This window comes from Megasphaera sp. ASD88 (assembly GCF_002287425.1).
Classification (GTDB): Bacteria; Bacillota; Negativicutes; order Veillonellales; family Megasphaeraceae; genus Megasphaera; species Megasphaera stantonii.
The window spans coordinates 24,898-45,982 of sequence record NZ_NQXW01000017.1; the positions used below are offsets into that span (position 1 = coordinate 24,898).

The 21,085-nt window shown below is 54.1% G+C and carries 20 protein-coding genes; 11 read left to right on the plus strand and 9 right to left on the minus strand.

What is annotated here, in order from left to right; all coding sequences use genetic code 11:
- Window positions 1-313 precede the first annotated feature (313 nt).
- Window positions 314-724 carry an ACT domain-containing protein gene (locus tag CJ260_RS09065; protein WP_095629955.1) on the plus strand — a complete coding sequence of 137 codons (411 nt, stop codon included), beginning with the start codon at window positions 314-316 and terminating at the stop codon, window positions 722-724.
- A 67-nt stretch (window positions 725-791) separates the two neighbouring features.
- Here the strand turns inward: CJ260_RS09065 and CJ260_RS09070 are convergent, their stop codons facing one another.
- On the minus strand, window positions 792-1,826 hold the full coding sequence (locus CJ260_RS09070) for a 3-deoxy-7-phosphoheptulonate synthase (RefSeq protein WP_095629956.1): 1,035 nt from the start codon (window positions 1,824-1,826) through the stop codon (window positions 792-794).
- A 494-nt stretch (window positions 1,827-2,320) separates the two neighbouring features.
- Here CJ260_RS09070 and aroF point away from each other — a divergent pair, with 494 nt between their 5' ends.
- The 9 genes from aroF to CJ260_RS09115 are packed head-to-tail and all read left to right on the plus strand — an operon-like array spanning window position 2,321 to window position 9,852.
- Window positions 2,321-3,337, plus strand: a complete 1,017-nt coding sequence (gene aroF, locus CJ260_RS09080) for a 3-deoxy-7-phosphoheptulonate synthase (RefSeq protein ID WP_095629958.1) — start codon at window positions 2,321-2,323, stop codon at window positions 3,335-3,337.
- An 18-nt stretch (window positions 3,338-3,355) separates the two neighbouring features.
- Complete coding sequence (locus CJ260_RS13190) at window positions 3,356-3,658, plus strand: NAD(P)-dependent oxidoreductase (protein WP_233127942.1); 303 nt, start codon at window positions 3,356-3,358, stop codon at window positions 3,656-3,658.
- 26 nt (window positions 3,659-3,684) lie between these two features.
- Entirely contained in the window at window positions 3,685-4,245 is a 561-nt protein-coding gene (locus CJ260_RS13195) for a prephenate dehydrogenase/arogenate dehydrogenase family protein (protein ID WP_233127943.1), read from the plus strand.
- Window positions 4,226-5,299: a 3-dehydroquinate synthase gene (gene aroB, locus CJ260_RS09090; protein ID WP_095629959.1), complete on the plus strand. Its 1,074-nt coding sequence runs from the start codon at window positions 4,226-4,228 to the stop codon at window positions 5,297-5,299. Before CJ260_RS13195 ends, aroB begins: the two co-directional genes overlap by 20 nt.
- Entirely contained in the window at window positions 5,296-6,579 is a 1,284-nt protein-coding gene (aroA, locus tag CJ260_RS09095; protein ID WP_095629960.1) for a 3-phosphoshikimate 1-carboxyvinyltransferase, read from the plus strand. Before aroB ends, aroA begins: the two co-directional genes overlap by 4 nt.
- Window positions 6,580-6,582: 3 nt before the next feature.
- The gene (gene aroC / locus CJ260_RS09100; RefSeq protein WP_095629961.1) at window positions 6,583-7,662 is read left to right on the plus strand and encodes a chorismate synthase; all 1,080 of its coding nucleotides are present in this window, start codon (window positions 6,583-6,585) and stop codon (window positions 7,660-7,662) included.
- Window positions 7,663-7,675: 13 nt separating this feature from the next.
- Window positions 7,676-8,551: a prephenate dehydratase gene (gene pheA, locus CJ260_RS09105; RefSeq protein WP_198947439.1), complete on the plus strand. Its 876-nt coding sequence runs from the start codon at window positions 7,676-7,678 to the stop codon at window positions 8,549-8,551.
- Window positions 8,526-9,359 carry a shikimate dehydrogenase gene (locus CJ260_RS09110; RefSeq protein ID WP_095629962.1) on the plus strand — a complete coding sequence of 278 codons (834 nt, stop codon included), beginning with the start codon at window positions 8,526-8,528 and terminating at the stop codon, window positions 9,357-9,359. The genes pheA and CJ260_RS09110 overlap by 26 nt, the downstream gene beginning before the upstream one ends.
- On the plus strand, window positions 9,349-9,852 hold the full coding sequence (locus CJ260_RS09115; RefSeq protein WP_095629963.1) for a shikimate kinase: 504 nt from the start codon (window positions 9,349-9,351) through the stop codon (window positions 9,850-9,852). The genes CJ260_RS09110 and CJ260_RS09115 overlap by 11 nt, the downstream gene beginning before the upstream one ends.
- 95 nt (window positions 9,853-9,947) lie before the next feature.
- On the opposite strand, the gene CJ260_RS09120 is transcribed toward CJ260_RS09115, so the two are convergent.
- The 5 genes from CJ260_RS09120 to CJ260_RS09140 form a co-directional block, all read right to left on the minus strand.
- Window positions 9,948-10,826: a shikimate dehydrogenase gene (locus tag CJ260_RS09120; protein ID WP_095629964.1), complete on the minus strand. Its 879-nt coding sequence runs from the start codon at window positions 10,824-10,826 to the stop codon at window positions 9,948-9,950.
- 172 nt (window positions 10,827-10,998) lie between these two features.
- Window positions 10,999-11,745, minus strand: a complete 747-nt coding sequence (gene aroD / locus CJ260_RS09125; RefSeq protein WP_095629965.1) for a type I 3-dehydroquinate dehydratase — start codon at window positions 11,743-11,745, stop codon at window positions 10,999-11,001.
- 29 nt (window positions 11,746-11,774) lie between these two features.
- On the minus strand, window positions 11,775-12,980 hold the full coding sequence (locus CJ260_RS09130; RefSeq protein WP_095629966.1) for an MFS transporter: 1,206 nt from the start codon (window positions 12,978-12,980) through the stop codon (window positions 11,775-11,777).
- A 30-nt stretch (window positions 12,981-13,010) separates the two neighbouring features.
- Window positions 13,011-13,889 (minus strand): shikimate dehydrogenase, encoded by an 879-nt coding sequence (locus tag CJ260_RS09135; RefSeq protein ID WP_095629967.1) that lies wholly within the window; start codon window positions 13,887-13,889, stop codon window positions 13,011-13,013.
- Between the two features lie 126 nt (window positions 13,890-14,015).
- Window positions 14,016-16,022, minus strand: a complete 2,007-nt coding sequence (locus CJ260_RS09140) for an FAD-dependent oxidoreductase (protein ID WP_095629968.1) — start codon at window positions 16,020-16,022, stop codon at window positions 14,016-14,018.
- Window positions 16,023-16,439: 417 nt separating this feature from the next.
- Between CJ260_RS09140 and CJ260_RS09145 the strand changes: the two genes are divergently transcribed.
- Window positions 16,440-17,333: a LysR family transcriptional regulator gene (locus CJ260_RS09145; RefSeq protein WP_158221393.1), complete on the plus strand. Its 894-nt coding sequence runs from the start codon at window positions 16,440-16,442 to the stop codon at window positions 17,331-17,333.
- Window positions 17,334-17,382: 49 nt separating this feature from the next.
- On the opposite strand, the gene CJ260_RS09150 is transcribed toward CJ260_RS09145, so the two are convergent.
- The 3 genes from CJ260_RS09150 to CJ260_RS09160 form a co-directional block, all read right to left on the minus strand.
- Entirely contained in the window at window positions 17,383-18,684 is a 1,302-nt protein-coding gene (locus tag CJ260_RS09150; RefSeq protein WP_095629970.1) for an MFS transporter, read from the minus strand.
- A gap of 305 nt (window positions 18,685-18,989) precedes the next feature.
- Window positions 18,990-19,742: a type I 3-dehydroquinate dehydratase gene (gene aroD, locus CJ260_RS09155; protein ID WP_095629971.1), complete on the minus strand. Its 753-nt coding sequence runs from the start codon at window positions 19,740-19,742 to the stop codon at window positions 18,990-18,992.
- A gap of 194 nt (window positions 19,743-19,936) precedes the next feature.
- Window positions 19,937-21,082: an acyl-CoA dehydrogenase gene (locus CJ260_RS09160; RefSeq protein WP_095629972.1), complete on the minus strand. Its 1,146-nt coding sequence runs from the start codon at window positions 21,080-21,082 to the stop codon at window positions 19,937-19,939.
- Window positions 21,083-21,085: the final 3 nt, after the last annotated feature.

Sequence of the window (21,085 nt, forward strand, 5' to 3'; positions counted from 1 at the left end):
AAATTTTTCTTGACAAGAACCTTCGTTTAGGTATACAATGGCACCAACAAATTTTAATTATTACACAAAGGAGACCATCTAAATGAAGGTTTTGTCATCTTTGCCTATGACAATTGCATCTGCCTTTACGTACTTTAGCTGGAGCTTTTTTAGCGCCGGCTATTTCGGCTACGAAAAATGCGATAGGGACAATGCAGACATGGGCATAAGGAAGACGGCGGAACCCGTTTTCAGCGGCGTATAGCATCATACGGATGGATTCGAGCAGGCTCATGGCAGCCTGCTTTTTTTGTGGAGGAATGGAGGACTTATCATGCTGAATCAAATTTCATTGTTTGCCGAAAATAAGAAGGGCGCCCTGCGCCGCATCACGTCGGTCCTGGCCCAGGCCCACATCAATATTTATACGATGCTGGCCAACGACAGCGCCGAATTCGGCATCATCCGCCTCATCGTGACGGACCCGGACAATGCCCTGAAGGCCCTGCAGGACGCCGGCTACCAATGCCGCCTTGACAAGGTGCTGGCCATCGACATGTCCGACGCGCCGGGCACGCTGGACGGCATTTTGTCCAACTTGCAGGAAGCGAACGTATCGATTGACTACTTATACATTTCGTACAACCGCCAGACGTCGACGCCCGTAGCCGTATTCAAGACCAGCGAGCCCGAAACGGAAACGTTTCTGCGCGGCAAGGGATATATCCTTCTCAATTCCATTTAACAGGCATGAAAAAACATCCCCGCAGTTCCTCTGACACGAGGAATTGCGGGGATGTTTCTGTCTGACGTTATACGAGGTCGGCCAGCTCGAGGATGAGCCGTTCCGTCTTTTCCCAGCCCAGGCAGGGGTCGGTGATGGATTTTCCGTACGTCCCTTCGCTGATTTTCTGGCTGCCGTCTTCGATGTAGCTTTCGATCATGAGGCCCTTGACGAGGGTGCGGATGTCTGGGCACATATGGCGGCTGTGCATGACGTCCTTGGCAATGCGGATTTGTTCCAGATATTTTTTGCCGGAGTTGGCGTGGTTGGTGTCGATGACGGCGGCCGGGTTCGCCAGCTTCCGTTCGGCGTACGCTTCCAGCAGGTTGTGCAGGTCTTCGTAATGGTAGTTCGGCAGGCTGTTTCCAAAGTTGTCGACGTAGCCGCGCAGGATGGCGTGGGCCAGGGGATTGCCTTTGGTGCGGACTTCCCAGCCGCGGAACAGGAATTCCTGGGAGTGCTGGGCAGCGGCGATGGAGTTGAGCATGACGGAGATATCGCCGGACGGCGGGTTTTTCATGCCGACGGGAATGCCGACGCCGCTGGCGATCATGCGGTGGAGCTGGTCTTCGACGGAGCGGGCTCCGACGGCGGCGTAGGACAGGAGGTCCGACAAGTAGCGGTAGATTTCCGGATAGAGGATTTCTTCCGCGCAGGTGAATCCCGTTTCGCGGACGATGCGGGCGTTCATTTCCCGGATAGCGATGATGCCGGCCAGCATGTCTTCCTTGCCTTCCGGGTCGGGCTGATGGAGCATGCCTTTGTAGCCTACGCCGATGGTACGCGGCTTGTTGGTATAGACGCGGGGAATGATGAAGATGGTGTCGGCGACTTTTTCCTGCACGGCGGCCAGGCGATGGGCGTAGTCGACGACGGCGTCTTCGTTGTCGGCTGAGCAGGGCCCGATGATGAGCAAGAAGCGGTCGTCTTCGCCGGTCAGGATGCGGCGGATCGTCTCGTCGCGCTGCGCTTTGATGCTGCGGATGCGGTCGTCGATGGGGAACTGTTCCATAAGCTCCTGCGGCGACGGCAGTTTTCTGATGAATTCAATTTGCATTGCCATAATACTATTCCCTCCTGCAAGCAGTTTCGGCCGGGCAGGCCTTTTGGCGGTTAATACTCGAATTATAGCATATTATATCATAGACTTAGCTTTTGTAAATATTTTCAGGGCAAAAGGACAATTTTACGGCCTGCCCGATGAAAAACATTAGGTATCTCGTCTTGACAAGAGGCTTTTTGGGAGTATATAATGGCATTATTATACAGCATATTGCAAAAGGGAGCGGCATCGCCATGAAGAATCTATCCTTCGTGAACCATGCAATTGAATACGTCTTTACATACTTTAGCTGGGGCTATTTTTATTTTAGCGCTGGCTATTTTTGCTGCGACGAATTGAATAAGCATGACATCCGCATGAGAAGAAACTTCGGCAAATCGTATCGCTTAGCGGCAGGGGGAATATAAGATACCTGCACATACCTTTTGACACTGCATTTGGGACAGGCTCATGTGAGCCTGTTTTTTTTATGATGAAATGGGGGTCTTTTATTTATGATTATCGTATTGAAACAACATGCTCCGCAGGAATTCGTCGATATGTTAATGAGTTCCATCAAGGCCAAAGGCGTTCAAATCGACGTCAGCAAGGGGGCGCGCAAAACGATATTGGGATTAGTCGGCAATACGTCGGTTATCGATAGAGAGCAAATCGCAGGATATGAATTCGTGGACAAGGTCATCCGCGTAGAAGAGCCGTATAAGCGGGCCAGCCGCACCTTTCACCCGGCCGATACGGTCATCGATGTCGGCGGCGTACAGATCGGCGGGAAGAAACTGGCTGTCATCGCCGGCCCCTGCTCCGTAGAAACGCCGGAGCAGATCGAAGGCGTAGCCCAGGCTATCAAGGACGCCGGCGCGACGATGCTGCGCGGCGGCGCCTTCAAGCCCCGCACGTCGCCCTACTCATTCCAGGGCCTCCAGGACAAGGGGCTGGACATGCTCTGCCAGGCAGGGAAGAAAGCCCATCTGCCCGTCGTCACGGAAATCATGTCGGCCGACAAAATCGACTTATTCTTGAAAGACGACGTCGACATCATTCAGATCGGCGCCCGTAACATGCAGAATTTCGAGCTGCTCAAGGCCGTCGGCAAGACGCGCAAGCCCGTCCTCCTCAAGCGCGGCCTCAGCGCAACTATCGAAGAATGGCTCATGTCGGCAGAATACATCATGGCCGGCGGCAACCGCAACGTCATCCTCTGCGAACGGGGCATCCGCACCTTTGAAACGTACACCCGCAACACGCTGGACCTCAGCGCCGTGCTGGCCGTCAAGCATAAGAGCCACCTGCCTATCGTTGTAGACCCGAGCCACGCGACGGGCAAGCGGTGGATGGTCGAAGCGCTGTCCAAGGCGGCCATCGCCGCCGGAGCGGACGGCGTCATGATCGAAGTACATAATAATCCGGACAAGGCCTTGTGCGACGGGGCCCAGTCCATTACGCCGGATATGTTTGCCCGGCTCATGGATTCGCTGCGCCAGCTGGCGCCTATCGTTGGCCGGGAATTATAACGGCAGACCGAGGGGGATATGATGGAACAGGGAGACTGCAATTTTGCAACGGAACAGACAATCGGAATTATCGGCTTAGGCCTCATCGGCGGCTCCTACGCTAAGGGACTGCGCCGCCTGGGCGCGGCGAAGATTCTTGCCGTCGACGTCGACGAGAAGGCGCTGCAGGCGGCCCTCGCTGACGGCGTGATCGACGAAGGCCATCGGGCCGGCGGGGAATTTCTGGCTCAGGCCGACATGCTCATCTTCTGCATGGCCGCCGACGCTATGATGGAGTTTATCCGCAGCAACGCCGCTCATTTCAAGGCCGGCGCGTCCTGACGGACGTGACGGGCATCAAGGGCGACATGGCACGGACCATCGAAGCAATGCTGCCGGACGGCGTCGATTTCATATCGGGGCATCCCATGGCCGGCCGGGAAGGCAAGGGCTACGGTATGTCGCAGGCGGAAATCTTTGACGGCGCGAATTACATCATCGTGCCGAGCCCGGCCAATAAGGCGGAACACATCGGCAGGGTGCGGGCCATGGCCTATGCCTTAGGCTGCGCCCACGTCGTCACCGTATCGCCGGAGGAGCACGACAAGCTCATCGCCTACACGAGCAGCCTGCCTCACGTGCTGGCTACGGCCTTAGTCAACAGCGAGGCCATGAGCCCGATGACCAAATTTTTCGTGGCCGGCAGCTTCCGCGACGGAACGCGGGTCGCCGATATCAACGCAACGCTGTGGACAAAACTGTTTTTATCCAATAAAGAAAATCTCTTGTACGAAATCGACCGCTTCGGCGACGCCCTGCAGACCTTTGCCGACATGCTCCGCCGGGAAGACACGCCGGCCATTACGCAGTATTTGCAGCAAGCCGCCATGCGGAGAAGGGAACTAGTTCATGAAAAGCATACACATTGATTTAGGAAAAGATTCCTACGATATTCATATCGAAAACGGCCTGCTGGACCGGGCCGGGGAGTACGTCCGCAATTTGACGAAATCGCAGACCCTCGCCGTCATCAGCGACACGACGGTCGACGGCTTGTACGGCGACCGGCTGGAACAGGCCCTGCGCAAGGAGCATTACAACGTGCGCCGCATCGTCTTTCCCGCCGGGGAAAAATATAAATGCGCCGAGACCCTCCTGCAGCTGTACCAGGAATTATCCGATGCAGGCATTACGCGCAGCGACTATATTATCGCCTTCGGCGGCGGCGTCGTCGGCGACCTGGGCGGCTTTGCCGCGGCTACATTCCTGCGGGGCGTGCCCTTTATCCAGATTCCGACGACGATTATCGCCCAGGTAGACAGCAGCGTCGGCGGCAAGGTCGGCATCGACCTGCCCAGCGGTAAAAACCAGGCCGGCAGCTTCTACCAGCCCAAAGGCGTCCTCATCGACCCGGAACTGCTCCGGACGCTGCCCCTGCGGTTTATCCACGACGGTATGGGCGAAGTGATCAAATACGGCTGTATTCACGATATCGCTCTATTTGAGCTGCTGGAACGGCTAGACGATGAGACGATTTTCGGCCATTGGGAAGAAATTATCGAGCGATGCTGCTCCAGCAAGGCACGTCTGGTAGAACGGGACGTACTGGATTTGGGAGAACGGATGATGCTCAATTTCGGCCATACGATCGGACATGCCATCGAAGGCTGCTACGGCTACGGTTATTATACTCACGGCGAAGGCGTTGCCGCCGGCATGGCTATGCTCACGGCGGTGACGGAAGACATGGGGCTGACGAAAGCCGGGACAAGCGACCGACTCCGCAGCGTGCTGAAAAAGTACAGCCTGCCCGTCGATGTGGCTGCTTCAGCCGACGATTTATTCCCCTATATCAGCAACGATAAAAAAATGCGCGGCAACAACATGACGCTGATTATTTTAAAAGAATTGGGACAAGGACGGTTGCTGCCGTTAAAAGCGGAAGATCTTCCTAAGTATATACGAAAGAGAGGATCCAAATGAATCTAGTCATTACGCCTCATACATTGCAAGGAACGGTAGAAGCGCCGTCTTCCAAGAGCATAGGCCACCGCGAGCTCATCTGCGCGGCCTTAGCCGAAGGCGAAAGCGTCGTCGACAATATTTCCCTGTCGCAGGATATTGAAGCGACGCGCCGCATATTAGAGGCCTTGGGAGCCTATATGGAAGAAATTCCGTCGGCTCGCCCGGGACGGGTGGCGTACCGCATTCAAGGCGGATTGAAGCGGCAGGACGGGCCGCTGGCAGTCGATGCCTGCGAGTCGGGATCGACGCTGCGGTTTCTCATTCCCCTTGCCGTTCTCAGCGGAAATACCGTTACCTTTTCGGGACGAGGCCGGCTGGCGCAGCGGCCTTTGGACCCGTACTACGCTATTTTTGATGAAAAGCATATATCCTATACGACGACGGAAGGCGCGCTGCCCCTTACGGTGTGCGGCGAGCTGACTCCCGGCCGGTATACCATGGCCGGCGACGTGAGCTCCCAGTTTTTTACGGGCCTGCTTATGACCTTGCCGCTGCTGGACGGCGACTCGCTGCTGCAGAGCACGACGCCGCTGGAATCAGCAAGCTATGTGGACATGACCATCGACTGCATGCGCCGTTACGGCGTAAGCATCGACAAGGAATGGAACGGCTCCTATCACATCCGGGGCAATCAGCAGTATCAGCCGGGAAACTACGTCGTAGAAGGCGATTATTCGCAGGCGGCGTTTTGGCTGGCCGCCGGGACGCTGGGAAAAGCCGTGTGCTGCACGGGGATGCGGCCCGACTCGTCGCAGGGCGACAAGGTCATCGTATCGATTATCCGCAGCATGGGCGGTCAAATCGAAGGAAAGACGGAATTGACGGCCTGCCCGTCGAATTTGTTCGGACGGGTTATCGACGTCGAGGACTGCCCCGATTTAGTACCGGCCCTGGCCGTGCTGGCGACGTGCGGCGAAGGCATTACCCGCATCATTCACGCCGGTCGCGTTCGGCTGAAGGAATGCGACAGGCTTCATGCCATGGCGACGGAGCTGAACAAGATCGGCGCAGAAATCGAAGAAGAACCGGAAGGTCTCATCATACATGGCGTGGGTACTCTTACTGGCGGCCGGGTCAGCGGCTGGAACGACCACCGCATCGCCATGGCCCTGGCCATTGCGTCGCAGCGCTGCAGCGGCGAGCTGATCATCGAAGGAGCCGAATGCGTGCGCAAATCCTATCCTGATTTCTGGCAGGATTTTGCCAAACTCGGCGGGATATACAGAGTGGAGGAATAAGGCATGAACAATACATTCGGGCGGTCCGCCGCCCTGACCATATTCGGCGAATCCCACGGCGTATCTATCGGGGCCGTCCTCGACGGCCTGCCGGCAGGAGAAGCCATCGACTGGGATGCCGTGCGGACGGAAATGGCCCGCCGCGCGCCGGGGCGAAACGCTATGTCGACGGCTCGTTCCGAAGCCGATGCCTTTGAAGTGCAGAGCGGTTTTTTCAATGGCTATACGACGGGGACGCCCCTGTGCGCCGTCATCCGCAACGGCGATCACCGCTCCAAGGACTACGACCAGCTGCGCCATATCATGCGGCCCGGTCATGCCGATTACAGCGGCAAAATCCGCTACGGCGGATATAACGACTTCCGCGGCGGAGGGCATTTTTCCGGCCGCCTGACGGCGCCGTTGGTCTTTGCCGGCGCAGTGGCCTCACAGATATTGAAGCGGCGCGGCGTCGCCGTCGGCGCCCATATCCTGCAAATCGGCTCGGTCCGCGACGCGTCCTTTCATCCCCTGGGCGAGGATGAAGCGCTGTTTGCCTCGCTGAAACAAGAAACCCTGCCCGTATTGGACAAGACGAAGCAAGCTGCAATGGAAGGGGAAATCATGGCGGCCAAGGGCGACCTCGACTCGGTAGGCGGAATCATCGAATGCATGATTACGGGCCTGCCTGCCGGATTGGGGAATCCCTTCTTCGATTCCATCGAAAGCGCCTTGAGCCATATGATGTTTTCCGTGCCGGCCGTCAAGGGCATCGAATTCGGCGACGGCTTCGCCCTGGCTTCCATGCGCGGCTCCGGGGCCAACGACGCCTTCTATTACGACGGGGCCGCCGTCAAGACGAAGACCAACCGCAACGGCGGCATCAACGGCGGCATTACCAACGGCATGCCCGTTCTGTTCCGCGTCGCCGTCAAGCCTACGCCGTCCATCAGCCGCCTGCAGGAAACGATAGATACGGATACGCAGGAAAACTGCACGCTGGAAATCAAGGGGCGGCACGATCCCTGCATCGTCCAGCGCGCCGTGCCGGTTATCGAGGCGGCGGCAAGCTGGGCCATACTCGACGTGATGCTGACGAAATAAGGAGACTGAATACATGGCAAATACAGAACGAAACGCAATGCCCGTAGGCTGCTTCGGCCTGGCCGGGTCCTATACCTACGACGCGATGCAGGCTTATTTTGCCGGACAGGCTATCCAGCCGGTGTACGGCTCCCATTTTGAAGACGTAATCCAGGCCGTCGTGACCCGGGAGGTACGGTACGGCGTCGTGCCTATTGAAAACTCCTCGACGGGAGGCATTACAGACGTATACGATTTAATCCATCGCTACGACTGCCACATTGTCGGCGAAAAATACATCAAAATTGAACATAATCTATTGGGACTGCCCGGCGCGACGCTGCAGGATATTGAAGAAATCTATTCTCATCCGCAAGGATTGAGCCAATGCCGCAATTATTTAAAATATCACGATTGGAAGCTGCATCCCTATTTCAGCACCTCCCAAAGCGCTGAGAAAATACGAGATGAGCAGGACATCCGCTTAGGCGCTATTGCCAATAAGACGGCGGCCGACATGTACGGCTTGCAGGTATTGGCTTCTCATATCAATGACAATACCATGAATTACACCCGTTTTTTCATCGTCTCGGCCGATGCGGAAGAATCGGATGAAATGGATAAGATTACGCTAGTCCTGACGACGCAGCATAAGCCCGGCGCGTTGTATCATGTATTGGGACACTTTTTTTATAACGCCATGAACATGACGCATTTAGAGTCCCGGCCGATCAAGGGACGTCCCTTCGAGTACTTTTTCCACATCGACGTCATGGGCAACCTGCGCAATCCCGTCACGGCAAGAGTACTGAATAACCTGGCGCAGCACTGCAATTATTTTAAAATTTTAGGAAATTATATATCCGACAGAGGGGGAAATCCAGATGAAATTAGGTGTAATCGGAGCTAAATTAGGACATACGGCGTCGCCGGCTATTCACGATAAATTTTTCCGCATCATGCAGATGCAGGGCCAGCACGAATATGGCGTACTGGAAATGGACCGCAACAATATCGAAAAGGAATTGCAGCGCCTCCGCGATGAAGGATACACCGGCGCGAACGTTACGATTCCCTATAAATTAGACGTGATGCCGTTTTTGACGGATATTTCCCGGGAAGCCCGCATCATCGGGGCAGTCAATACGATCCACTTTACCGAGGAAGGAGCCTTCGGCTACAACACGGATTACTACGGCTTCGGCCGGTCCCTGGACCATGCAGGCATCGAATCGGCCGGCAAACGCTGCGTCGTATTGGGATCGGGCGGAGGCGCCAGGGCGATTATTCAATACCTGGCGGATCAGGATGCGGCTGGCATTACCGTCGTATCGAGAAATCCTCATACGAAAACGGACTTCGATGCTTTTGCTGCCAGCTTGGGAGCCGATATTATCAGCTACGCCCAGTTTGAACAGAACGGAAACGGCGACTTATTGGTCAACTGCACGCCTGTAGGCATGTTTCCCGACGTAACCGGCTGTCCCGTATCCGAAGGGGCTATCGCCAAGTTCCCGGCTGTCGTCGATATCGTATACAATCCGAAGGACACGCAGATACTGCAGATTGCCCGGCGTCACGGAGCCCGCGTGCTGAACGGCATGTATATGCTGGTCGCCCAGGCTATCGGTTCGGAGGAAATTTGGATGGGACGAGATATCGCTTCGTCTGTTATCGAAGAAATTGCGAAGGAGATGGAATCGTACTATGAATCGTGATACCAACATCATCATTATCGGAATGCCCGGCAGCGGCAAGACGACCTTTGGAAAGGCCCTGGCCGAACGGCTTGGCCGCGATTTTTACGACGCCGACGACGTCATCGTCGAACAAGAAGGCAAGACGATTCCCGAACTGTTCGCTGTCAGCGAGGATTGCTTCCGGGACGCAGAGATTCGGGCGACGCAGACGCTGGCCGCTAAGCGGGGCATTGTCGTCGCCTGCGGCGGCGGTGTCATAAAGCGCAGCGTCAACATTGAAATATTCAAGAAGACCGGCGTCGTCATTTTCCTGGACCGCTCTCCCGACGATATCGTAACCGACGTCGACGTAGCCAGCCGGCCCTTGCTGAAAGACGGCAAGCAAAAGGTCTATGATTTATATGACGAACGCATCGCCTTATACCGGGGTGCTGCCGACTATACCATGCCGAATCATAAAGATATACAAGACGTGCTGAATGATTTGGTGCATCTTATTGAAACCATATAAAAACAATAAAATCCCTTAGAGGCCAACTATACGCGGAGGCTGTCCAAGGGATTTTATTTATTATGGCTATAGTGAAATGGACTGTAGCGGATACTTTAAAATAACACGTCGCGGATGAAGTCGATGGGCATGTCCTTGCCGGTCCAGAGCTTGAAGGCTGTCGCACCTTGGTACAGCATCATGTCCAGGCCGTTGAAGTTGTGGCAGCCCATTTCTTCCGCCCATTGGAGTAGCTTGGTCCGGCGCGGCGCGTAGACCGTGTCCATGACGACGAGGCCGGGATGGAGATAGGTTTTATCGGGAATAGAGGCGATGCCTTCGAGGGGCTTCATACCGCAGGGCGTCGCGTCGATATAGATGTCGCTGCTGTCCAGCTCTTGGCGGAGGCGCTGCGTGTCGGCTAAGTCGTACAGGTTGACGATGCATTCCGTACGTTCGCGCAATTTGCCGACGATGGATTTTGCCTGCTCGAAAAACGCGTCCTTTCGGTTGATGATCGTCAGCTCGCGTACGCCGTCGAGGGCGGCCTGTACCTGAATGGCCGAGGCGGCTCCGCCTGCGCCGATGACGGTCATTTTTTTCCCTACGTATTCGACGCCGTGGGCTTTTAAGGCTTCCATTGCTCCAGTTCCGTCTGTGCTGGTGCCGGTCAGGACGCCGTTGTCATTGACGACGGTGTTGCAGGCGCCGACGATTTGCGATACGGGAGTCAGTTTATCGAGATACTGTATGATTGGCCCTTTGTTGGGCATGGACACGTTCCAGCCGCGGACTTTCATGGCCCGCAGGCCCTTTACCGTGTCTTCCAGGGTTGAGTTATCAATTTCAAAACAAACGTATACGTAGTCTAAGCCTAATTTTTTGAACGCTTCGTTGTGCATCGTCGGCGACATGCTGTGGCGTATCGGATATGCAATCAGCCCGATGAGTTCGGTATGGCCGGTGACGCGTTCGGTAACGGCGATCTTGCCCATGTAAAATTTCCTCCTGCTAGTAACACAATCTAGTTTACCATATGCGTAATCATGGCGGCGATATTTTTTATTATACCACATGAAGACAAAGAGCATAGTCGGACATGTACAGACAAAAGGGGCTGCGGCAGGGCAGCCCCTTTTGCTGTAGTATTCCGATAGAGATTAGAGATTAATGGAGAGCTCGTAAAATTTGCTGCAACGCAGTGACTTCCAGCTGGCCGGGAGCGGACGCTTTTTTGGCCGAGCCGAAGGTCAGGGCCGAGCCGAAGATTTCGCCGCTGATACGGCTGATTACGCCTAATTTGCCCATGGACATGGTGATGATCGGTTCGTCCGGGTATTGGGATTTGACTGCTTCCGTTGCCGATAAGAGGGTGAGCACGTCTTTGGCCGAATTCGGCATGCAGGCCAATTTAGCTACGTCGGCGCCCAATTTTTTCATGCCAATCAAGCGTTCCGTAATTTCTTCAAATGACGGCGTTTTATCGAAGTCGTGGTTGCTCATGACGACGGTGACGCCGTGTTCCTTGGCGACGGCCAGGGTCTGGCGGATGCTGTCCTGATTGCGGAAGTATTCCACGTCGACGGCGTCGACCTTGCCGCTGGCGACGGCGTACTGGATTAATTCAAAATAATATGCTTCCGGTACGGCTGTTTCGCCGCCTTCTTCCTTCGTGCGGAAGGTAAACAAGAGAGCGCTGTTCGGGAGCTCCCTGCGGACGGCTGCCAGGGCTTCGCCGACGGCGGGCAGGGAGATGACGTCTGCTAAGAAGTCGATGCGAAGTTCGACGACGTCGTACATTTTGTCTTGCAGATACCGGCATTCCTGTACCAATTCTTCGACGGAGCGTCCGACGATGGGGACGCAGATTTTAGGCATGCCGTTGTCGAGGGCGACGTTTCCAATTTTTACCATAATATATTCCTCCTGTAAGCTGTGTTTGACTATTGTGCAGGTTTTTCTTTCATGACGCTATTGTAGCGTATATAAATGACGCAGGCAATGATGAACCCGGCTAAGGCGATGGCTGCGTCCAGTCCCATGATGCTGTTGATGCCGCTGTCGGCCATGTAGCCCGTTACGACGGGGATCGTAAACGAGGCGATCGAGCCGGTCGTATAGAAAATGCCGGTCATCGTGCCTTTGCCCTTCGGGAACATTTCCGTCATCATGACCAGGCCGAGCTGCATGACCCCGCCGGCGGCGGAGAAGCCGACGATAAAGGAGAGTATGGGGGCCAGCGTACCCGACGGCATGAAGTACAGCCCGCTGATGGAAAGCGTGGAAATCAGCGTATACGCTACGAGTAGGGTAATGGGACGGATTCCTTTTTTCGTCACGAAGGCCGTGAAGAATACGCAGACCAAGGAGCCGACAGAATAGTAACTGATAAGGGAACGGGCGGCCATATCGGACATCTGGGCGACGGCTACGCCGTATTTCGTCAGCCACTGGCTGATGAGGTAGAACGTAGCCTGAGAAATATAGCCGTAGACGACGAAGGCAATGCCTTCAAGGTACCATTTGGATTTCGGAATCCAGGCCGCGGCTGCTTCGCCGCCGTCTTTCGCTGCTTCCTGTGCTGGATTCATCGACGGGAAGGACATTTTCAGCATGACGGGAATGTTGAAAGCCATGATGATGGCTGCTGCGACGAAGGACCAGCCGTACCAGGATTCGGTGGCCATGAGGATGCCGATGAACAGCGGCAGGAGGAACTGACCGGCCGAAATGAAGGCCTTTAATAACACCGTAGCCGTGCTGGCGCTTTCCGGGTACGATTCGATGAGGGCCGGATAGGTGCCGGCGTCTAAGAACGAGTTGGCAATGCCGGCTAATATGCCGAATACGCAGGCGACGACGGACGTCGGGCTGAGCAGGATGCCGACAAAGAAGGCGATATACGTCGCCATGCCGAGAAGTACGAAGGGCTTGCGGCCGTATTTATCCGATAATTTGCCCGATACGAACAGGACGATGAGGCGGCCGATGCCGAGCATGGAAATAACCCAGGCTACGTCGGCAATGCTCCCCCAGCGGGCGGCCAGGGAGTCCATATTTTGAGCCAGAATGATGACGCCGATGCCGTGTACAAAGTAGTTCAGGTACAGGCTGAGGCACAGGGGACGGTATGAATGTGTATGTTCCATGGAAATCTCCTTTGCAGTCAGCGATCCGTATTAGAACAATACGTCGCGAATGAAATCGACGGGCATTTCCTTGCCGGTCCAGAGCTTGAAGGCGGCTGCGCCCTGATAGAGCATCATGCCGAGGCCGTTGAAGTTTTTGCAGCCTACTTCGTCGCACCATTGCATGAGCTTCGTCTGGCGCGGCGCATAGACCGTGTCCATGACGATGAGATCGGGACGGAGGTAGCTCTTATCGGGAATGGCGACGACGTCTTCCAGCGGTTTCATGCCGCAGGACGTGCTGTCGATGTAGATGTCGGCGCTGTCCAGTTCTTCTTTCAATTTCGCGTGGTCTTCCAAGGGATAGATGTTGACGATGCAGTCCGTCCGTTCGCGGAGTTTTTGGACGGTCCGTTCGCCGTTGGCGTAAAATTCGTCGTCGCGGTTGAAAATGGTCAGTTCGCGGACGCCGTCGAGGGCTGCCTGTACTTCGATAGCCGTAGCCGCGCCGCCTGCGCCGATGACGACCATTTTTTTGCCGACGTATTCGACGCCTTCCGCTTTCAGGGCCTGCATGGCGCCGGTGCCGTCGGTAATCGTGCCGGTCAGGACGCCGTTATCGTTGACGACGGTATTGCAGGCGCCGACGATTTCGGAAACGGGCGACAGCTTATCGAGGTATTGCGTAATAGGTCCCTTATTCGGCATGGAGACGTTCCAGCCGCGTACCTTCATAGCCCGCAGTCCCTGTACCGTATCTTTCAGCGTCGAATTGTCGACTTCAAAGCAGACGTATACATAATCGAGGCCTAATTTTTTGAAAGCTTCGTTATGCATGGTCGGAGACATGCTGTGACGAATCGGATAGGCGATTAAGCCGATTAATTCCGTGTGTCCTGTTACGCGTTCAGTGATAGCAATTTTACCCATGATGTAAGTCCTCCTAAATGTGTTATAAAATGATTGAGTATGTACTAAAATTCACATCGTACGGCAGAAAAATAAGCGATTTTATATGTGCTGCCGCTAAGCGCTGCGGCAGCTGTAAATCTAAAATTATTTGTCGAAGCCGCCGATTTGGTCGATGGCGCTTAAAATATTACGGCCTATTTCTGTGCCATGGATGATCTGGCCGGTCTTGCGGCTGTTGCCGAAGTTGCAGAAGGGAATGCCGTGTTCCGCAGCGTATGCCTGGAAGGGATTGCCTTCCGGAATGTCCGGCACGAGGCCCATGCAGATGAAGCCGTAGTCGAAGGGATATTCTTCTGTCTGGCCGTCGTGAGAGGCGATAAATTTGTCGGCGCATACCTTTTGCAGGGCTGTGCTCAGATGCATATCTACGGGATGGGTTGCCAGCAGATCCTTAAAGGTCGATTTGGAAACGACGTCGGCGTCCTTTCCGAAGGACGGCATCATTTCGATCATCGTGACGTGCGCTTTCCGCAGGGTGAAAAATTCCATGACGTCGAGGCCGACAGCGCCGCAGCCGATGATGACGACATTCTTTCCTTCGGCGTTCTTTTCGAAATAGGGAATGTTATCCATAAAGCCGTAAATTGATTTTACGCTGGAGCCTTCGGCATCGGTCAGCTCGCGCAGCCCTTCGATAGGCGGCAGCATCGGCTTGGAGCCCGTAGCGGCGTATAAAATATCCGGATTTAATTCGTCGAGCAGCTCTTTCGTTGCCGTCGTATTCAGGTGAATCGTAAGGTTGGGCAGCTGGGCGGCGCGGTTTTCCAAGTAGGCCGGGAAATCTTCAATACGGCTCTTTTCGGGGAACCGGGCGATCTTGCGGGCCAGGCCGCCGATTTCGCCTTCCCGCTCCAGCAGCGTGACGCGGCAGCCTGCTTCGGCAGCTGTGCAGGCTGCTTCCAAGCCCGACGTGCCGCCGCCGACGACTACGACGTGGATGTCCCGCGTGACCTGTTTATTCTTGTATGCTTCGCCGTCGATGACGCTGGGGTTGATGGTGCAGCGGATGGGCTGGGATTTGGCGATGCGGTGGTCGGCGCAGCCGATGTTGCAGCTGATGCATTTGCGGATGCAGTCTGTTTTTCCGGCCTGTGCCTTGCGGGGCCAATCCGGATCGGCGATCAGGCCGCGGCCGATGGCGATGAAGTCCGTCTTGCCTTGGGCGATGACGTCGTCGCCGATTTGCGGATCGCGGATATTGCCCGATAAGATGACCAGCTTGCCGAACTTATTTTTTACCGCTTCGGACAGATAGGCGCGCCAAGCGTCAGGCAAATCGCACTTGTCGATCTGATACTGGATAGAATCGTTGATGGCGGCGGAAACGTTGATGATGTCGACTTCCGGCTCGATGTATTCGAGAAGCTTCATCGTATCTTCCAAGGTATTGCCGCCTTCGATGAATTCGTCGGCTGAGATGCGGAAGGAAATGGGGACCCAGGGGCCGACGGCTTTGCGGACCGCTTCGATGACTAAGCGGGCGAAACGGGCCCGGTTTTCGTAGGAGCCACCGAATTCGTCAGTCCGTTTGTTGTAGTAAGGTGACAAGAACTGATCGAGCAAGTACGAATGGCCGCCGTGGATTTCTACCATATCGAAGCCGGCTTGTACGGCTCGCTGCGCCGCTTCGGCGTATTTGTCTACAATGCCGAGAATTTCTCTTTTTGTCAGCGGGCGGGGCGCCGGATTTCCAGCTTTAGACGGAACGGACGATGCCGATACGGCCTGGAGGCCGTTCAGCCGTTCCGGGTAGGCTGAAGCGCCGGCGTGATTCAGCTGAATGGACGCTAAGGCTTCGTACTTGTGGATTTCTTCCGTTAATTCGTATAATCCGGGAATGAACTGATTGTTGTCGATGCGCAGCTGCTTGGTACCGTTTGTCGCCAAGGGATAATCGATGCAGGCGTTTTCGACGGTAATGACGGCTGCGCCGCCGCGGGCGCGAAGGCCGTAGTATTTTTTCATCTGTTCCGATACTTCGCCGGACAAGGTCGCTAAGTTAGAACCCATCGGCGGCATGACGACGCGGTTTTTAAAGGTCGTACGCTTTACCGTAAGCGGTTCAAACACGTGCGGGTAGTTCTGTTTCATGAACCAGATTCCTCCTTGATAGTTATATAACGTGAATGGATTGTGAAAAAACTAACTAATTTTTCTCTCGCCATTATTATATGAGAAGATAATTAATAGAACAATTTCCAAAAATCAATCAAAACAGTTTAAAAAGACTATTAAAAATGATACAATTAACGCATAAGGATATGTCGGCCATACGGTGGTCTTTGCGCCTGCATATGGCTTAACCATGCGGAACACCGGCGCAGTATGCAGCGATGGCGCCAGAAAGAGGATGGCCGATATCATAAATAAAAAGAACGACGCAGAAAAGATTCGGCTTATGACAGCGGGCTGATTAATAGAAGACTGCAATGAAATGAATACATAGCATCTATTGATAGAAGGAATTTTAGTTTATATATGCGTTTTATGTACAATGCGGAGGTACTTATGAACTTAAAGCAACTGCAATACTTTGTGAAATTAGCCGAAACGGAGCATTACCGCAAGGCAGCGGAAGAGCTATACATTACGGAGCCGAGTTTAAACCGGGCCATTCGTGAAATGGAAAAGGAATTGGGAATCCAAATGTTTGAAAAACGAGGCCGTAATATTTTCTTGAACAAGTACGGCCGCATTTTTCTTCCCTATATCACCCGTTCCCTTCAAGAATTAGAGAAGGGCATTCAAATTATGAAGGCCTATACGCGGCCTGACCAGGGAAATATTACGCTGGGCTTTGTGTATACGATGGGATATCTGACCGTGCCGGAAATGATTACGCAATTTCAGGGAATTGCCGACAACAAGGATATTTCCTTCGATTTTAAGCAAGGCACGACGACGAGCCTTATTCGGGCCTTGAAAGAGGAAACGCTGGATATCGTCTTCTGTTCGGCTGTGGAAAATGAGCCGGACGTATTGTTTTATCCGATTGCCGAAGAAGAATTGGTAGTCGTCGTACCTAAAGGGCATCCGCTCAGCAACCGCGCCTCTGTATCGCTGAAAGAATTGGAACCTTACCCCTTCATTTCCTTTACGCCCAGCAGCGGCCTGTATAAAAAAATTACCGGCTTGCTGGAAGACGCCGACTGCCATCCCCGCGTCGTGTGCCACATCGAAGAAGATAACGCCATGGCCGGCTTTGTCGCCATGGGGTACGGCGTAGCTATTGTTCCCAATTTTTACACCTTGCAGTACTATTCGTTAGACCGTATTCCCATTGCCGACCCAATTGAAGCGAGGTACCTTTTTATGGCCGTCAATCGGCAGGCCAATTTGCTGCCCGTCGTGGAACGGTTCCGTAATTTTGTATTGGCCCACTGGCATAGGAGTTCTATATGAAAAAAAGCAGGCTCTGTCGACGAGTCTGCTTTTTCTTAGGTTGCTGTACTTATTCTTTTGAAACTGTTTCTAGTCTGTGAATGTCTCCGACAATAAAAATGAATGAAAAAATGCCGATGGCGGCGATACAGCTGATGAAGATCATGGCGCCGACAAAGGAGCCGGTCATCTGCAGGATCACGCCGATGACGATAGGCGTAATGATGCCGGCTAAGTTGCCGATAAAATTGAATACGCCGCCGGCCAGGCCGATGGAATCGACGGGGGCGATATCGCCGACTGTACTCCAAATGATAGCGGCCATGCCTTGACCGAAGAAAGCGATGGACATGATGGCGATGATGGCATTCAAGGAATCTACATAGTTGGCTGTCATAATCGTCATCGAACAGAGAAGGCCGCAGATGATCGGCGTTTTCCGCGCTTTGGACAAGGTAGCGCCGCGCCGCAGCATGGCGTCAGACCAGTAGCCGCCGAGGAGGACGCCGCACAGCGCGCCGATGTAGGGAATGACGGCGTACAGGCCGGCTTTCAGCATGGGAAGCTGTTTGGCCATGATGAGGTACGTAGGAAACCAGGTGAGGAAGAAATACATGGTGCTCGTGTTGGCGAATTGTCCGAGGTAGACGCCTAAGAGTTGACGGTGGCGAAACAATTCCAAGACCTGGGTCCGGGAAATTTTAGCCGATGCCCCTGCCTTTTCGGCCAGGCCGCCGCCGTCGCGGATATAGGCCAGCTCGGCTTCATTGACGCCGGGGCATTCTTTCGGATCTCTATATAAAAAATACCAGAAAACGCTGGCGACGATGCCGATAGCGCCGGTAATGTAAAAGATTTCCCGCCAGCCGTGGTGTTCTAATATCCAAAACAGGAAGGGTGTTAAAAAGGCCAGGCCGATGAATTCGCCGGCCGTGTAAATCGACGTGGCTGTCGCCCGTTCTTTGGCGGGAAACCAGGCGGCGACGACGCGGCTGTTTGTCGGAAAGGCCGGTGCTTCGGCGGCGCCGATTGCCATCCGTATGCCGAATAAGGATGCAAAACTTTTGCTGAAGCCCATCAGCACGGTGAACAAGGACCAGAGAAATAAGGAGACCGCATAGGCGAGGCGCGAGCCGAAATGCTCCAAAAACCAGCCGCCGGGAATTTGCATGAGGCCGTACGCCCAGGCGAAGGCCGAAAACAGCAGGCCCATCGTAGCGGCGTCGAAGCCGAGTTCTGCGCTCATAGAGGGCGCGGCTACGGCCATGTTGGTCCGGTCCAGATAGTTTATCGCCGTCAGTATGAATAATAGGAAAAGCATAAACCAGCGTTTGCGGGTTCGTTTGGCAGAATGTCCCGTATTTGCATCCATAGGTGTTCCTCCTTTTAGAATGAATATATATTGTTCTAATTTTCACGTATTGAGAGAAACCTTTGCAGTTTGTTTCATTCACTGCGTTTATTGTATACCAAAGAGGGGCAGGGATACCATTATATTTTTGCGCACGAATTAGTAGACGATACGTATTGATTCTGCAATGTCAATAATATATATGATTTTATATAGAGGGATCGTCCATCAAGATGAGTTAAAAAGGGACGCATTGCATAGAAAACATCCCTTTGATACCTGTATAACAGCGGATATCACAAGGGATGCAAAGATGCGGTACGGCGTTACTGTCGGGAAAGAGAGGTGAGAATGGACTGCAGGGTTGCTGCGTCCAGCTGCCCCGGGGCCGAGGCTTTCCGGGCTGAACCGAAGGTAATAGCCGAGCCGAAGGTTTCGCCGCAGACGCGGCTGATGGCGCCGAGCTTGCCCATGGACATGGTGATAAGCGGTTCGTCAGGGTACAGGGACTTTACGGCTTCCGTAGCGGCTAGGAGCGTAAGGACGTCCTTCGGAGAATGGGGCATACAGGCGAATTTGACGATATCGGCGCCGCGTTTTTTCATGCCAATCAGCCGCTCTATGATTTCGTCATAGGACGGCGTCTTGTGAAAATCATGGCTGCTCATGACGACGGCGACGCCGCGGGCTTTCGCCAGGCGAAGCGTTTCCTCTGCGCCGGGACGGCTGCGGTTGTATTCTATGTCTACGGCGTCGACATATCCCGTTTGGACAGCGTACTTGTTCAAGGCAAAATAGTCGCTGTCAGACAGGTCCGCTTCGCCGCCTTCGGCTTTGGTGCGGCAGGTAAACAGCAACGGCGCGCCGTCTTTTTCCTGGGCCAGCGCCTGCAGTACGCTGCTGACGGAAGGGAAATCGGCTATGTTTTTGAAAAAGTCGATCCGCAGCTCCAATAAGTCATGCGGTTTGTCCTGTACATAGCGGCATTCCTGCACGATTTCGCTCAGCGATTCGCCGACAATGGGAATACATATTTTAGGGGTGCCGTTATCCAGCGTTAGATTTCTAATAGTAATCATAGACGGGCCTGTCCTCCGATACGTATTATAGTAATAAATACAACTTGTATCTTGCTATTGTATCGTATATATATGATAAAGGCAACGTATCGGATCATTTTTGACGCATAGAAAAAACGGAGTGACGCAGGAACATCGCCTCCTGCATCATTCCGTTTCTTTTGTTGGATGATTCGTTTGTATATGGGTTTAAGTTACCGCAAGATAGAGCCGGAAATAATCATCTGCTGTACCTGGTTCGTGCCTTCGTAGATCTGGGTGATCTTGGCGTCGCGCATGTACCGTTCTACAGGGTATTCGCGGGTGAAGCCGTAGCCGCCGAAGACCTGTACGGCGTCTGTCGTGACCTGCATAGCGATGTCGGAAGCGTATTTCTTAGCGATAGCTGCGTCCATGGAGTAAGACTTCACGTCGGGCTGGCCCATCTTCCAGGCAGCTTTGTATACGGCGAGGCGAGCCGTTTCAATCTTGAGCTTCATGTCAGCGAGCATGAAGGCGATGGCCTGTTTCGTAGCGATGGGTTTGCCGAACTGAACGCGTTCTTTTGCGTATTTCACAGCTTCGTTATACGCGCCTTCTGCAATGCCGAGAGCCTGTGCGCCGACGCCTACGCGGCCGCCGTCAAGGGTCATCATAGCGATCTTGAAGCCTTCGCCTTCCTTGCCGAGGAGGTTGGCTGCCGGAACTTTGACGTTCTGGAATACGAGTTCACGCTGTACGGAAGCACGGATACCCATTTTAACTTCTTCTTTGCCGTAGGTGAAGCCTTCCATGCCTTTTTCAACGATGAACGCGCTCATGCCCTTCGCGCCCTTGGATTTGTCCGTAGCTGCGAATACGATGGTTACGTCGGCTTCGCCGCCGTTGGTGTTGAAGACCTTGGAGCCGTTGAGGACGTAGTAGTCGCCTTCCTTAACAGCCGTGGAGGAGCCGTTGAGGGCGTCCGTGCCGGCGTTCGGTTCGGTCAAGCCGAAAGCGCCGAGCTTCGTGCCTTCTGCCAGGGGTTTCAAATATTTTTCTTTCTGTTCCGCCGTGCCGAACTTCCAGATAGGCCAGGAGCAGAGCATGGTGTGAACTTCGAAGCTCAGGGCGATGGAGGGGTCGACTTTAGCGACTTCTTCGCAGGCAACGGCCAGGCTGAGGAAGTCGGCGCCAACGCCGCCGTTTTCTTCTTCCCAGGGAATGCCGAGGAGGCCGAGGGTGCCCATTTCATCGAGGATAGCGCGGTCGAAGACTTCTTTTTCGTCGCGTTCCTTGACCGTCGGGGCCAATTTCTTTTCAGCGAAATCTTTCGCGAGGTTTGCAATGTCTTGCTGCATTTCTGTGAGCTTAAAATCCATGAG